13 protein-coding genes are annotated in these 15,201 nt (G+C 44.1%); 9 read left to right on the top strand and 4 right to left on the bottom strand.

All coding sequences use genetic code 11. The annotated features are described in order from the left end of the window. Positions 1-16 precede the first annotated feature (16 nt). From OAG1_RS13735 to map, 4 genes are all read right to left on the bottom strand, one after another. A complete protein-coding gene (locus OAG1_RS13735; protein WP_016401191.1) occupies positions 17-394 on the bottom strand; it encodes a DUF3461 family protein in 378 nt (125 codons plus the stop codon). A 190-nt stretch (positions 395-584) separates the two neighbouring features. Continuing rightward, entirely contained in the window at positions 585-1,622 is a 1,038-nt protein-coding gene (dapD, locus tag OAG1_RS13730) for a 2,3,4,5-tetrahydropyridine-2,6-dicarboxylate N-succinyltransferase (protein WP_338621684.1), read from the bottom strand. 36 nt (positions 1,623-1,658) lie between these two features. Then, a complete protein-coding gene (gene glnD, locus OAG1_RS13725) occupies positions 1,659-4,268 on the bottom strand; it encodes a bifunctional uridylyltransferase/uridylyl-removing protein GlnD (protein ID WP_016401189.1) in 2,610 nt (869 codons plus the stop codon). Positions 4,269-4,292: 24 nt separating this feature from the next. After that, on the bottom strand, positions 4,293-5,087 hold the full coding sequence (map, locus tag OAG1_RS13720) for a type I methionyl aminopeptidase (protein ID WP_338621683.1): 795 nt from the start codon (positions 5,085-5,087) through the stop codon (positions 4,293-4,295). 306 nt (positions 5,088-5,393) lie between these two features. On the opposite strand from map, the gene rpsB reads away from it, so the two are divergent. The 9 genes from rpsB (at position 5,394) to bamA (ending at position 15,184) form a co-directional block, all read left to right on the top strand. Further along, complete coding sequence (gene rpsB, locus OAG1_RS13715; protein WP_016401186.1) at positions 5,394-6,128, top strand: 30S ribosomal protein S2; 735 nt, start codon at positions 5,394-5,396, stop codon at positions 6,126-6,128. Positions 6,129-6,230: 102 nt separating this feature from the next. After that, entirely contained in the window at positions 6,231-7,079 is an 849-nt protein-coding gene (tsf, locus tag OAG1_RS13710) for a translation elongation factor Ts (RefSeq protein WP_016401185.1), read from the top strand. 75 nt (positions 7,080-7,154) lie between these two features. Then, a complete protein-coding gene (gene pyrH / locus OAG1_RS13705; RefSeq protein ID WP_040307020.1) occupies positions 7,155-7,904 on the top strand; it encodes a UMP kinase in 750 nt (249 codons plus the stop codon). Positions 7,905-7,915: 11 nt separating this feature from the next. Next, complete coding sequence (frr, locus tag OAG1_RS13700; RefSeq protein ID WP_016401183.1) at positions 7,916-8,473, top strand: ribosome recycling factor; 558 nt, start codon at positions 7,916-7,918, stop codon at positions 8,471-8,473. Between the two features lie 69 nt (positions 8,474-8,542). Beyond that, on the top strand, positions 8,543-9,334 hold the full coding sequence (gene uppS / locus OAG1_RS13695; protein WP_338621682.1) for a polyprenyl diphosphate synthase: 792 nt from the start codon (positions 8,543-8,545) through the stop codon (positions 9,332-9,334). After that, entirely contained in the window at positions 9,327-10,169 is an 843-nt protein-coding gene (locus tag OAG1_RS13690; protein ID WP_338621681.1) for a phosphatidate cytidylyltransferase, read from the top strand. The genes uppS and OAG1_RS13690 overlap by 8 nt, the downstream gene beginning before the upstream one ends. 6 nt (positions 10,170-10,175) lie before the next feature. Then, the gene (gene ispC, locus OAG1_RS13685) at positions 10,176-11,378 is read left to right on the top strand and encodes a 1-deoxy-D-xylulose-5-phosphate reductoisomerase (RefSeq protein WP_338621680.1); all 1,203 of its coding nucleotides are present in this window, start codon (positions 10,176-10,178) and stop codon (positions 11,376-11,378) included. Beyond that, a complete protein-coding gene (gene rseP, locus OAG1_RS13680; RefSeq protein ID WP_338621679.1) occupies positions 11,375-12,727 on the top strand; it encodes a sigma E protease regulator RseP in 1,353 nt (450 codons plus the stop codon). The genes ispC and rseP overlap by 4 nt, the downstream gene beginning before the upstream one ends. A gap of 27 nt (positions 12,728-12,754) precedes the next feature. Then, the gene (gene bamA / locus OAG1_RS13675; RefSeq protein ID WP_016401178.1) at positions 12,755-15,184 is read left to right on the top strand and encodes an outer membrane protein assembly factor BamA; all 2,430 of its coding nucleotides are present in this window, start codon (positions 12,755-12,757) and stop codon (positions 15,182-15,184) included. The last annotated feature ends 17 nt before the right edge of the window (positions 15,185-15,201 follow it).

Here is a 15,201-nt window from a genome sequence, read left to right as displayed (position 1 = left end):
GTGTCTGCTTTTAGCTTTATAAACGTTCTAGTTTAGCCTCAATTTCTGCAATTTTATTAGATACTACCTTTTCCAAATGTCTTAACTCAGAAAGCACTTGTTGTTTGGTATCTTTTTCTTGTTGGTCTCTGCGAGTAATTTTATCCAGTTCTTCTACGATAAAGCGTAGGTTAGCATTTATTTCAGTAGTGTCTTTGTAAGTGCCGCGACCACCATCAATGAGTACCGTTTTTTTCTGCCTTGGATATTTGAATTTTACACTGCGGGTGAGAAAGTCACCTTTTTCCTTATGGAAGTAAATCTTGAGCGTATCAGAATTGGCTTCTTGGCGGAGGCTGTAACGTTCAATGTCGCTTGGATTGGTAATGCCAATGCTTTTTAGATTTTTGTACATACAATTTCCTTCATAACGAATTGTCATTCTAGTGCTAGAAACAGTCGCCGCCGCATTGTTCTGCAGAGCCTGTATATTGCAGCATAGCTCATTACGCCTAGAAGGAGTGTGAACTAGTGGGCTTTTTATGTGGAGGAATTAAAGAGGGAAAGTAGGCCCAAGCTACCGTAGTAACTTGAGCCGTTTTAGCTTAGTTGTGTGCGTGTAGCTCTTCGTTTAAGGCAATCGCTGTTTTGTTGGTTAAACATTCGATTGCGCCAGTAAGGCTATTACGGCGGAATAGCAGATCTGATTTACCTGCAAGCTCACGGGCTTTAATGGTGCCTGCTTGTTGCTTGTTTTCGTCTATTAGTACTACTTTGGTACCCGAGGTTATGTATAGGCCAGACTCAATGGTACAGCGGTCTCCTAGTGGGATGCCAGTACCAGCGTTTGCACCAATTAGCGATTCTTCACCTACTGCGATAACAATGTTACCACCGCCTGACAGAGTACCCATGGTTGAACAACCACCACCTAAATCAGAGCCTTTACCTACAAATACTCCAGCAGAGATACGGCCTTCGATCATGCTAGTGCCTGCAGTACCTGCATTAAAGTTACAGAAACCTTCGTGCATAATTGTAGTGCCTTCGCCGATGTAAGCACCTAGACGCACGCGTGAAGTTGCTGCAATGCGCACGCCACTTGGTACCACGTAGTCAGCCATTTTCGGAAACTTATCTACAGAAGTAACTTGTAGTAATTCACCTTTAGCGCGGGCTTCTAACTGGCGGGCTGGTAACTCGGCTAGATCAATAGCACCTTGGTTCGTCCACGCGACGTTAGGGAGTACTGCAAAGATGCCACTTAAATCGGTACCGTGAGGTTTAACTAAACGGTGAGAGAGTAGGTGCAGTTTAAGGTAAGCTTCGGGAGTTGAGGCTGCTGCATCATCTTGGCTTAGTAAACATAAAACGCGAGGCTGTTTGCTGCCTAATAAAGCGTTAAGCGCTGTTACTTGCGCTGTTAAACCTAGAGCTTCAGCATTAGCGATTAGCACGTTCAATGCTGCATCGTCTAGTTCAATGTCTTGTTTTCCATTGTTGTAATCTAAACCTTTAGTTAGGCCTGATACTTCTGCTTCGCTTGGGTTTAAAACCGGAGCAGGGTAAAAAACTTCTAGCCATTGGCCATTTGCGTTTTTACTTCCCACACCAACGGCGTAACTAAAAAAGTCTTTAGACATAGTTGTCTCCAAAATAGTGGTTGAGCTTGCTAAATATTATTGTTTGAGTGCTTGTTCCAAAATGCTCTTAAGCTGCTGCTTTTGCTCTGGACTTAGCTTTTCACGTTCACAGTTACTAATACTGAAGAAATCTTCTGCTTTCTCACCAATGGTGGTGACTTTAGCTGCGTGAATCGTGTAATTAAAGGATTGAAATACGGCGCTAATTTTAGCCAATAAACCAGGCTTATCCAAGGCGACAACTTCAATCAAGGTTCGATTACCTTTAGTGGGCAAAAACTCTACACGAGGTGCGATAGAGAACTGCTGCACTTGGCGTGGCACACGGCGCTGTTTTAAATCAATTGGCGCAGCAACATGGAGCTTTTCGGCCAATGTTTGTTGCAGTAAAATACCGCGCTCTAGTGAGAGAGGTTCGCCCTCATGATCGAGCACCACAAAGGTATCAAGTACAAAACCATCACGGCTCGACATGATCTGCGCATCATGAATATTCAAATTCTTTTGATCTAGTTCAGCGGCTACTGATGCAAATAAATGCGGTATGTCTTGGCAATGGATAAATATCTCTGTGCCGCCGCGAGTTGCGCGGCGACTAACCAATACTAAAGGCTGGTCTTCACTGTGGCCCCATAAGTGGTCGCTGTGCCAAGCAATTTGCTGAGGAGTGTGGCGCAGAAAGTAGTCGGCCCTAAAACGCTGCCATAAGCCGCGCACTTGCTCTTCTGAATAGCCTTTAAGTTCTAATTGCTGAATGGCTTTCTTCTGCTTATCTCTAATCACCCCACGAATATCGACCGGGTTTTCCAAGCCTCTTCGTAAGGCTTTTTGTGTCGAATTATAAAGTTCGCTTAATAAGGTTCGCTTCCAGCTGTTCCAGGTATCGTCATTGGTTGCGCAAATATCTGCTACCGTTAAACAAAGCAACATGTCTAGGTGGCGTTGATCACGTACAACCTTAGCAAATTCGGTTATCACTTCAGGATCATAAATATCGCGGCGTTGAGCGGTTACCGACATCAATAAGTGGTGCTTAACTAGCCACGCTACGGTGCGAGCGGAGGGTTTACTAAATCCATGAGCCAAACAGAACTCTTCGGCATCTACCGCACCCAAGGTTGAGTGATCGCCTTTGCGTCCTTTAGCAATATCATGAAAAATGGCTGCTAAAGCCAGTAAATCAGGTCTCTCTAAACGCGGGTATACTTGGCAACAAAGAGGGTGAACCTCTTTGGTTTTTTCATCATTAAACGAATGAATTTTGTTAATCAGGCGATGGGTATGTTCATCAACTGTGAAAGCATGGAATAAATCAAATTGCATCTGACCAACAATGCGGCTCCAAGCAGGAAAATAGGTTGATAAAACCCCATAGCGGTGCATTAAGGTCAGCGGTAGCCCAGTCACGTTAGGATGTTTAATAAGGCGTCTAAAGTAGCGGCGACACTCTGGTATATCTTGCAACCAATGGGTTAGTCGGCGTCTTGCTTCGCGTAACTGGCGCAAGGTTGCTGAGTAAATACCGGTAATCTTCGGATTATCGGCAATGTGTAAAAACATCACCAAAATTTGTTCAGGTTGCTCTAAAAACAGCTGGCCATTCGCGCTATCAATTAGGTTGCCACGTAGCATGAAGTTTTCATCGACTGGCTGAACATCCATGGCGGTGTTACCAAGGATCGCCTCATCGAAGAGCTGCAGTAGCATTTCATTTAATTCAGAAATTCGACGCACCGTTTGGAAGAAGTGCTTCATTAAGCGCTCAACGGGCGCATTGTGCTCACCGCTATAACCCAGTGATTGAGCGACTGCTAACTGGCGATCAAATAACAAACGGTCATCACTTTTAGGCAAGTGAATATGCAGCGCAAAACGCACTCGCCACAAAAAATCTCGACAATCTTGAAGTTCTCTACACTCTGCTAGAGTAAGGAAGTTTTGTTTGGTGAGTTCATCTAAATCGCTGCTGCCAAAATGGCGGCCGGCTACCCAACAAATCGTTTGAATATCTCGTAAGCCGCCAGGGTTGGCTTTAATGTCTGGCTCTAAGGAGTACGCATTACCTTTGTATTGGCGGTGACGACTTAGTTGCTCGTCCTTTTTGGCGCGGAAAAAAGCTTCGCTAGGCCAAAAACTGTCGGCGCAAACGGCCATACAGAGCTCTTGATATAGCGCTTTATCACCAAACAGCAAACGTGACTCTTGCAAGTTGGTGGCAATAGTAATGTCTTCTAGACCTAGCTCTAAACACTCTTTGAGCGTGCGAACACTTTGGCCTACATCTAAGCGTATATCCCACAGTAAGGTAATAAATGCTGATATTTTGTCTGCTATTGCTGGTTTAACTTGCTCTCGAGTGAGAATAAGAATGTCGATATCTGAACGAGGGTGTAGTTCGCCACGGCCATAACCACCTACGGCAAGCAACGAGAGCTCTGGGTGATCGGCTAAACCAAAATGCTTCCACAAACAGTTAAGTAACAAGTCCATTTGTTGAGAGCGCAACTGCACTAACTCAACGACATGCACGCCCTGATTGAACTGATCTGCTAAGTACTCTTGCAGTTCGTCTAGATATCGCTTACTACTTTTAAGCGATATCTCTTCTACGCAGGGCAAAGGCGGTGCTGCTAACGTCGTTTCCATGACTATACCTCTAAGACCCGTTGGTTAGTGTTTAATAATACGTGGTAAGTCTTCTTCGTCACGAAGTGTTAACACCTCAACACCGTCATTAGTGACTAACAGCGTGTGCTCCCACTGAGCAGAGTTTTTGCCGTCATTGGTGCGCGCTGTCCAGCCATCTTCTTCGTCAACCCAGTTGCCTTTTTTGCCCTGGTTGATCATCGGTTCAATGGTAAAGCACATGCCTGCTTTTAATACTGTTCGGTCGTTGTTGCGGTAATGCATGATTTGTGGATCTTCATGGAAACCTTCGCCAATACCATGGCCACAAAAGTTGTCGACAATGCCGTAGCGATAGTTGCCTTTTTTCAAGTATTTTTGAATTGCATTACCAATGTCGCTGACTTTATTGCCAGGTTTTACCACTTTAATGGCTTGGTAGAGCGCTTGTTGAGTCACGCGGCATAACAGTTTATCGGCAGGTGAGGCATTGCCGACTAAAAACATTTTGGAGGTATCGCCGTGATAACCGTCTTTTATTACGGTGATATCGATATTGATTACATCGCCATCTTGCAAAATATGGGTGCTAGATGGAATGCCATGACATACCACATCGTTTACCGAGGTACAGATTGATTTAGGAAAGCCATGGTAATCTAGTGGCGCAGGAATAGCACCTTGCTCGTTTACTATGTAGTCATGGCAGCGTTGATTAAGTTCATCGGTGCTAATGCCAACCTTAACATAAGGGGCGATCATGGTGAGAACGTCAGCCGCTAGACGACCAGCAACGCGCATCTTTTCAATTTGTTCAGGGGTTTTTATTACTATGCTCATGAGTACTAATAGTTGAGTGTTTACCTTGGTTTTGCCGCTAGTTTACCGTAAGGGCGAGGGGAGTTGTAGTAGCTAGAAAAATTAACGAAAAGTTTAGCCTTAGCTTTATCAATATTGCTATTTATGGTATAAAGCGCGCCGTAAGTCATTACTCTAGTTTTCGAATTAGCGTGGATGCTTACATAAATTAAATATTTATATTTTAAACACACACACACATCGTCACGTTTTCCGGGGTGCTGGGCAATTTAGTCTGGTCGGTAAAATGGGATGTGTGGAGGCCTAACCCCATTTGAGGAAATTATAATGGCAAACGTTTCAATGCGCGATATGCTTCAAGCAGGCGTACACTTTGGTCACCAAACTCGTTACTGGAACCCAAAAATGAAGCCTTTCATTTTTGGTGCTCGTAACAAAGTTCATATCATTAACTTAGAAAAAACTGTACCTATGTTTAATGATGCAATGTCTGTTCTTAAGAAAGTTGCATCTAAGAAAGGTAAAGTTCTTTTTGTTGGTACTAAGCGCGCTGCTGGTGACACCATCAAAACTGAAGCACTTCGTTCAGATCAATTCTACGTAAACCACCGTTGGTTAGGTGGTATGTTGACTAACTGGAAAACAGTTCGTCAATCTATCAAGCGTCTAAAAGATCTAGAAGCTCAAAGCCAAGACGGTACTTTCGAAAAGCTAACCAAGAAAGAGGCGCTTATGCGTACTCGCGAAATGGAAAAGCTTGAGAAAAGCCTTGGCGGTATCAAAAACATGGGCGGTTTACCAGACGTATTGTTTGTAATCGATGCTGAACACGAGCACATCGCTATTCGCGAAGCAAACAACCTAGGTATCCCAGTTATCTCTGTAGTTGATACTAACTCTGCACCAGACGGTGTTGATTACATCATTCCTGGTAACGACGATGCTATCCGTGCAATTAAATTGTACCTTGGCGCAGCTGCTGATACTGTTATCGAAGGTCGTCAAGACGACATCGTAGTACAAGCTGAAGAAGATGGTTTCGTAGAGGAAGCTGCTGAGTAATTAAATGCAATAAACTGCATTTATACTGAGTAAGCTTGATGATTAGCAGGGGACAAGCTTGTCCCCTGAGTTTTATCCGATAAACAGTCGAGGATCAAACAAATGGCAATTACTGCTGCCCTAGTAAAAGAACTGCGCGACCGTACCGGCGCAGGCATGATGGATTGTAAAAAAGCGTTGACTGAAACTGATGGTGACATCGAGTTAGCGATTGATAATATGCGTAAGAGCGGTGCTGCTAAAGCGGCTAAAAAAGCGGGCAACATTGCAGCTGACGGCGCGATTATTATTAAAGAAGGCGCTGGTTTTGCAGCCCTACTAGAAGTTAACTGTCAAACTGACTTTGTAGCTAAAGATGGCAACTTTACAGCGTTCGCTGAAAAAGTAGCTGAAGCTGCAGCTGCAGAAAAAACTGACATCGAAACTTTGAAAGCAAACTTCGAAGAAGAGCGTGTTCAACTGGTTGCTAAAATCGGTGAAAATATCTCAATTCGTCGCGTTGAGTACTTAGACGGTGCTCCAATTGCTTCTTACCGTCACGGTGAGCGCATTGGTGTTGCTGTAACAGGTGAAGCTGATGTTGAAACTCTTAAGCACGTTGCAATGCACGTTGCTGCTTCTAAGCCAGAGTTTTTATCTCCTGAAGACGTACCAGCCGACGTTGTAGAAAAAGAGAAAAAGCTACAAATCGAAATTGCTATGAACGAAGGCAAACCAGCTGAGATCGCCGAGAAAATGGTGACTGGCCGTATGAAGAAATTCACCGGTGAAATCTCATTAACTGGTCAAGCATTCATCATGGAGCCTAAGAAAACTGTTGGCGCTATCTTGAAAGAGAAAGGTGCTTCTGTTGCTGGTTTCATTCGCCTAGAAGTTGGCGAAGGCATTGAGAAGAAAGAAGAAGATTTTGCTGCAGAAGTTGCTGCACAAATCGCCGCAGCTAAAAAGTAATTTTAGTTGTTCTTCAGGTTGCGGTATCATGCCGCAACCTTCTTGTATTTCTAGATAAGAGAGATCATCATCGCTATGAGCACCAATCCTAAACCTGCATATCGTCGCATTCTTTTAAAACTTTCAGGTGAAGCCCTAATGGGTGATGAAGGTTTTGGTATTGACCCTAAAGTATTGGACCGTATGGCTCTTGAAATTAAAGAGTTAGTAGAATTAGGTATCCAAGTTGGGCTAGTTATTGGTGGTGGTAACCTGTTTCGAGGCGAAGGCCTTGCAAAAGCAGGTATGAACCGTGTAGTGGGCGACCACATGGGCATGCTAGCAACCGTGATGAACGGCTTAGCTATGCGTGATGCATTACATAGAAATTTTGTGAACGCGCGCTTGATGTCGGCCATTGAGCTAAATGGCGTGTGTGATTCTTACAACTGGGCAGATGCTATTAGCAATCTTAAAGCCGGTAAAGTTGTTATTTTTTCAGCGGGTACGGGTAATCCTTTCTTCACAACAGACTCTGCAGCGTGTTTACGTGGCATTGAGATTGAAGCTGAAGCAGTGCTTAAAGGCACTAAAGTAGACGGCGTATTTACCGCTGACCCTGTAAAAGACCCTGCAGCCACTTTATACAGTGAGCTGGATTACGCTGAAGTACTAGACAAAGAATTAAAAGTGATGGATTTAGCTGCATTCACTTTAGCGCGAGACCATAACTTGCCAATTCGTGTATTTAACATGAACAAACCTGGCAGTTTAAAGAATGTTGTTATGGGCGCAGATGAAGGCACCACTATCTGTCACGTATCAAATAAAACAGAAACAGAGTAGGGATAGTTATCGTGATTAACGAAATCAAACAAGATGCTCAAACACGCATGGGTAAAAGCATTGAGTCTTTGAAGTCTCAAATGTCTAAGGTTCGAACAGGCCGCGCCCACACAAGTCTGCTAGACGGGATTATGGTGCCATATTACGGCGTAGACACGCCGTTAAAGCAAGTTGGTAATGTATCAACTGAAGACTCGCGTACGCTAACCGTAACCGTTTTTGATGCTAGCCTCATTAGCGCAGTTGAAAAAGCCATTATGAGTTCAGATTTGGGCCTAAACCCTTCTTCTGCTGGTACGCTAATTCGCATTCCATTACCAATGTTAACTGAAGAGCGCCGTCGCGACTTAATTAAGATTGTTCGCGCGGAAGCAGAACAAGCACGTGTGGCTATTCGTAACATTCGTCGTGATGCCAACAGCGATGTAAAAGAACTGCTTAAAGAAAAAGAAATTGGTGAAGATGATGATCGTCGTGCACAAGACGAAATTCAAAAAATCACTGATGCAGCCGTTAAGCAAGTTGATGAAGCATTAGCCGCAAAAGAAGCTGAATTGCTGGAAGTTTAATCGATTCAACGATTGAAAATAGCCGTGTCTTGTTACACGGTTTTTTTTTGTAAGTAAGAGTAGTGAATTATGACCTTACCTGAAGCGCAGCAGTTAGCCGTAAAAGATGCTATGCCAAAGCACGTTGCCATCATTATGGATGGCAACGGGCGTTGGGCTCAGCAACGCGGTAAATTGCGCATGTTTGGCCATCAAGCAGGGGTGAAGTCTGTAAGGCGGGCTGTAAGTTTTGCCACCCAGCTTGGCGTAAAGTCATTAACCTTGTTCGCCTTTAGCAGCGAGAACTGGCGACGTCCAGAAGAAGAAGTGTCAAGCTTAATGAACTTGTTTTTGACAGTTTTGCAACGAGAAGTTAAAAAACTGAAAAACAATAATGTACAACTAAGAATAATTGGTGATACTTCTCGCTTTAGCGAAAAATTGCAAAAGCGTATTGCCATTGCTCAAAATGAAACTGCGACAAATGATGGTTTGGTGCTAAATATTGCGGCTAACTACGGCGGTCGTTGGGACATTGTAAACGCTAGCCAACAACTTGCAGAGCAAGTTAAAAAAGGACACTTAGATGCGCAAGATATTAGCGAAGAGCATATCTCGGCATTAATGGACAGTGATACGGTTGGCGATGTGGATTTATTAATCCGTACCGGTGGCGATCACCGAATTAGTAACTTTTTGCTATGGCAAACCGCTTATGCAGAGCTTTACTTTAGTGATGTGTTGTGGCCAGATTTTGACGAAGATGCATTTGGCGAGGCCATTGCTGCATTTGTTAGCCGCGAGCGTCGCTTTGGTTGTACTGGGGAACAGGTACAAGCTTTGTTGATAGATAATCAAAAAAATGAGGATCATTTTGCTTAAGCAAAGAATCATAACGGCGCTGATATTAGCGCCTTTGGCCCTAGCTGCAATTTTCATGTTACCACTGTTTGGCTTAGCGGTGGTGTTTGCATTAGTGCTGGTGTTAGCAGCCAGAGAGTGGGCGAGAGTGGTGTCTGACCAAGGTTCAAAGCGTTTGAGCTTTTTTGTTGTTTTTGCTTTGGTTTTTGGTTTTAGCTTGTGGCAACTCCCGCTAGACAGTTTGGCACATTCAATTTGGTTTAGCGCCATGCTGGGCCTTGCTGTAGCTGCGTGGCTAAGTAGTTTGTATTTGCTCTCCAGCTATCCTCATTCGGCGACGTTTTGGCACAACAGCAGCGTTTTTAAGCTGTTGGTTGGGCTGGTAGTGCTACTTCCATTCTTTTGGTCTTTAGTCTTTTTACGCTCAGTAGACCCGAATAATCCAACCGTTGGTGGTGCTTGGGTGCTTTACGTATTGCTGCTAGTTTGGGCCGCAGATACCGGGGCATACTTTGCCGGTAAACGTTTTGGTAAACGTAAGTTGGCTAAAAATGTTAGCCCGAAGAAAACCATTGAAGGTTTGCTAGGTGGCTTTGCGGTTGCGGCGTTGGTTACTTTGGGCGCATTTATCTTTTTAGACATACCACAAGGCAAAGAGTGGGTATTGGTGATAGCCAGTGGATTTACCGTTTTAGCCTCGGTAGTGGGTGATTTGGTTGAAAGCATGTTTAAGCGTCAAGCCGGAATAAAAGACAGTGGTAGTTTGCTTCCTGGCCATGGCGGCCTGCTTGATCGCATTGACAGCATGACTGCAGCGATGCCGGTATTTGCTTTTTTCTTCCTTCATTGGATGTAGCCCTTGATGAGCAAGCAATTGGTTATTCTTGGCGCCACCGGATCGATTGGTAGCAGTACCCTTAAAGTTATCCGTGAAAACCCTGAGAGCTTTGCTTTATTTGGTGTGACTGGTGGCAAAAACCTAAGCGCTATGTTGGATATTTGTCGTGAGTTCTCACCTCAATATGCACTAATGGCCGATGAATCTAGTAATCAAAAATTACGTGAAGCGATTGAAGCGGAGTCTCTTAAAGTAGAGGTACCTAGCGGCAGCAACGCCATTACTGATCTGGTTAAAGCCACTGAAGTTGAATTGGTGATGGCTGCAATTGTTGGCGCTGCTGGATTATTACCTACGTTAGCTGCTGTAGAGGCTGGTAAAACAGTGTTGTTGGCTAATAAAGAGGCTTTGGTAATGAGCGGCGCTATCTTTATGGAAGCAGCGCAAAGAAGCGGTGCTCAAATACTACCGGTTGATAGTGAACATAATGCTATATTCCAATGTATGCCGGAACAAGTTCAACAGCAACTTGGTTATTGTAATTTGTCTGAGGCTGGCGTAAGTAAAATTTTGCTTACCGGTTCTGGTGGGCCTTTTAGATACACCGAGTTGGCCAGCTTGTCGTCGGTAACCCCTGCGCAAGCTTGCGCACATCCAAATTGGTCGATGGGGCAAAAGATCTCGGTAGATTCAGCCACCATGATGAACAAAGGTTTAGAGTATATTGAAGCTAAGCGCTTATTTAATACTCAGCCTAATCAAATTGATGTAATCATCCATCCTCAGTCAATTATTCACTCTATGGTGCAGTACTGTGATGGGTCAGTGTTGGCGCAAATGGGCCAACCGGATATGGCTACACCAATCGCCCATGTGATGGCATACCCACAACGGCAGGTTTCTGGGGTAGAGGCTTTGGATTTCTTCAGCATTGGCGAATTGAGCTTTATTCCACCTGATTACGCCAAATACCCTTGTTTGAAATTGGCTATCGATGCCTGTTATGACAGCCAAACTGCTACAACTTGCTTAAATGCGGCTAACGAAGTTGCCGTACAGGCTTTTTTGGCGGAACGGATAAAATTTACTCAGATTGCCGAAGTTGTCGCCACTTGCTTGGATAAACAGAGTTATATGGGCGCCGAAACTGAACTTTCAGTTTTACTAGAGGTCGACCAAAGGGCGCGAATGCATGCTGATGCAGCGGTTAAAAGGATCTGTGCATGAACGAAGTGATTTGGAACACCAGCTTTTTTATTATTGCCCTAGGCATCTTGGTAACGGTGCATGAGTTTGGCCACTTTTGGGTTGCCCGTCGTTGTGGCGTTAAAGTAGAGCGTTTCTCAATAGGTTTTGGTAAAGCGCTTTGGCGTAGAACTGCCAAAGATGGTACTGAATATGTAGTGGCAATGATCCCGCTTGGTGGCTACGTAAAAATGCTCGATGAACGAGTTGCCGAAGTGCCTGCCGAGCTTCGCTCTCAAGCCTTTAATAATAAAACATTGGGTCAGCGCAGTGCGGTTGTCGCGGCTGGTCCTATTGCTAACTTCTTGTTGGCTATATTAGCTTTCTGGCTGATGTTTATTATTGGCGTTCCTTCGGTCAAACCGGTTCTAGGTGGCGTTGCACCTAACAGCATTGCTGAGCAAGCGGGCCTTCGTTCGGGTCACGAGATTATCATGATTGACGGCCAGAAAACGCTGGATTGGGAAAGCGTTAACTTAGCCTTGGTTAGCCAGCTTGGTAATGAGTCGATGGCCGTGGAAGTGCAAGACACCGAGACCCAACAAACTCAAATAGCTTATTTAGACATTCGTCAATGGCAGTTGGACAGTGAGCAGCAAAGCCCGATTATTAGTTTAGGCCTACAACCATTCAGCCCAAGCATCTCGATGAACGTTGCCAAGGTAGTTGCTGGTAAACCTGCTGCAGAGGCCGGTTTGTTAGAAGGCGATAAGCTGGTAGCACTAGATGGCGTTAGTCTCGCTTCTTGGCAAGATTTTGTTACTTATGTTCAGGCTAGGCCGCATCAGTCAATTGTTGTTGATGTGGAGCGTTCTGGTAGCCCTGTACAGCTAACCATGACTCCTGAAGCCAGAGAATACCAAGGGAAAGAAAGCGGTTATGTGGGCTTAGCGCCTGAAGTATCCGAGTTCCCAGAAAAGTATAGAATTGATTTGCATTACGGTTTTTTTGATGCGTTTGGCAAATCTCTCGAACGAACTTGGCATTTAAGCAAATTGACCGTATCTATGATCGGTAAATTGGTGACAGGCGTGGTTTCATTAGATAACCTTAGCGGTCCAATATCTATCGCTAAAGGTGCTGGAGCTACCGCCGACTACGGCTTGGTTTATTTTTTAGGTTTTGTTGCCTTGGTGAGTATTAACTTAGGCATTATTAATTTGTTTCCCTTGCCAGTGCTAGATGGTGGCCACCTAGTATTTTTTGCCATTGAGGGCATAACTGGTAAACCCGTGTCAGAGCGTGTGCAGGAAATTGGATTTAGGATTGGTGCAGTGTTAGTGATGGCTTTGATGAGCCTTGCTATTTTTAATGATTTTATGCGCTTATAACAATTAAATAGGACGTTCTTTTTTCTTATGTTCAAAAAGCAGTTGGTTGTTGGACTTTTACTAGCCTGCATCTCCGGAACGACTCTCGCCGCTGGAAATTCGGCGTTTACTGTTGCAGATATTCGGATCGAGGGATTACAACGGGTATCGTTGGGTGCCGCGTTATTGCAAATACCTTTACGTATTGGCGATGAGGTAGACAGTTCTCAAGTTAGTGACAGCATTAAGCGCTTGTATCGCAGTGGTAACTTCGAAGACGTTCAAGTTTTCCGCGACGGCGATGCATTGGTATTCAAAGTTCTTGAAAGGCCTACCGTTAGCAATATCGAGTATTCTGGCAATAAAGACATCAAGACCGAACAACTCGAAGAGTCTTTACGTTCATCGGGCATCAAAATAGGCGAGCCCTTAGATAAAACTAATCTTCGTAATATTGAAAAAAGTCTTGAAGACTTCTATTACAGCGTGGGTAAGTACAGTGCGCGGGTTAAAGCGATTGTAACGCCCTTGCCGCGCAATCGAGTTGATTTGAAGTTTAATTTCCAAGAAGGTTTGTCTGCAGAAATTGAACAAATTAACATTATCGGTAACCAAAAGTTTTCATCTGGTGAGCTAATTAAACGTATGACGCTCACCGATAGTGCCCCTTGGTGGAATGTACTCGCTGACCAAAAGTATCAAAAACAAAAGCTAGCCGGTGACTTGGAAACCATTAATAGCTTTTACTATGATCGCGGTTATATCCGCTTTAAAGTTGATTCCACTCAAGTTGCTTTAACGCCCGATAAGAAAGGTATTTACATCACCATTAACGTTGATGAAGGTGAGATCTACACAGTAGAGAAAGTCGAGTTAGCGGGTAACTTGCTGGATAAGAGCGCTGAGTTAAATGGCTTAGTGAGCATTAATCAAGGAGACACTTATAGCGGTGCTGAAGTCACTAAAACTGAAGAATTGCTGTCCAAATTCTTGGGGCGCTATGGCTACGCCTATCCTCAAGTTAATGTTTTCCCAGTAATTAATGATGAAGATAAAACAGTAGTTCTTAACATCAATATAGATCCTGGTAATCGAGTTTACGTTCGCCGAATCAACGTGAGCGGCAACACTATCACCAAAGACGAAGTACTGCGTCGAGAGATGCGCCAAATGGAAGGTACTTGGTTATCAAGCCGCTTAGTTGAGCAATCAAGAGCCCGCTTAAGCCGTTTGGGTTTCTTTGAAACGGTTGATGTAGAGACAGTGAAAATTCCTGGCTCTGATGATCAAGTGGATGTCAATTTTACTGTTAAAGAGCAACCTTCGGGTTCGTTTAATGCTGGCGTGGGCTTTGGTACCGAATCAGGCTTAAGCTTGTCAGCTGGTGTACAGCAAGACAACTTCTTGGGCACCGGTAACCGAGCAGGTATTAATGTAAGCACCAACAAATACTCTAAGAATTTTGATGTGAACTTTACTGACCCTTACTTTACTAAAGACGGGGTGAGTTTTGGTGGCCGTTTCTACTACACCGACTTTGAAGCGTCAAAAGCCGATATTGTAGACTATAACAACGAAACAATTGGTTTACGCGGCACCCTTGGTTTCCCTGTTAACGAGTACAACCGTTTGAGCGTAAGCTTAGGCCTAGAGCAAAACAAAATTTCGCAGTTAAATGCTTATGCACAGATCCAACAGTTTTGGGATATTTATGCCCCACACCGAAATGATGATGGATCTTTAACCTTTGGTTCTTTAGATACAACCTTGGGTTGGAGCCGCAACACTCTAAACAATGGTTCTATGCCAACAGCGGGTTCTTCGCAGAAGTTCGATACTAAGATAACCATTCCTGGCTCAGATATTCAGTATTTTAAGATGAGCTTTGACACGCGTCACTTCTTCCCTATTACCACCAACCACGATTGGGCTTTTGCAGTAAGAGGTAAAGTTGGCTACGGCAACGGTTATGGTCAGCTTGAAGGTAATGACCAAATTCTGCCTTTCTTCGAAAACTTTTATGCCGGTGGTTATTCTACCTTACGTGGTTTCCGTTCAAATACCGTCGGCCCACGAGCGCTTTATTTAGTAGATAATAATGGTAGTTCGTATGTTACTGCGTCTGACGACTCTGTGGGCGGTAACGCTTTGGCGGTAGGTTCAGCAGAGCTTATCTTCCCAACACCATTTCTTGATGAAGCCTATATTCGTCAAGTTCGTACTACTGCCTTTATAGACTTCGGTACTGTTTGGGATACCGAGTTTGATTATGAACGTTATAGTCAAATGCAATGTATTAGGTATTGTGACCGTTTTGGTGATTATTCATCACCGGACCGAATTCGAGCCTCAGTAGGTGTGTCTATTCAATGGTTCTCTCCTATGGGACCGCTGGTATTCTCATTTGCTAAGCCAATTAAGAGTTATGAAGGGGATCGATCTGAAGCCTTCTCATTTAACATTGGCCAAACTTTTTAACTTTTGATTTTAGGAGT

It is taken from the genome of Agarivorans sp. OAG1, assembly GCF_037076485.1.
Classification (GTDB): domain Bacteria; phylum Pseudomonadota; class Gammaproteobacteria; order Enterobacterales; family Celerinatantimonadaceae; genus Agarivorans; species Agarivorans albus.
The sequence above is the reverse complement of the archived record's forward strand: the minus strand, read 5'-3'. Positions and strand labels throughout refer to the sequence as shown.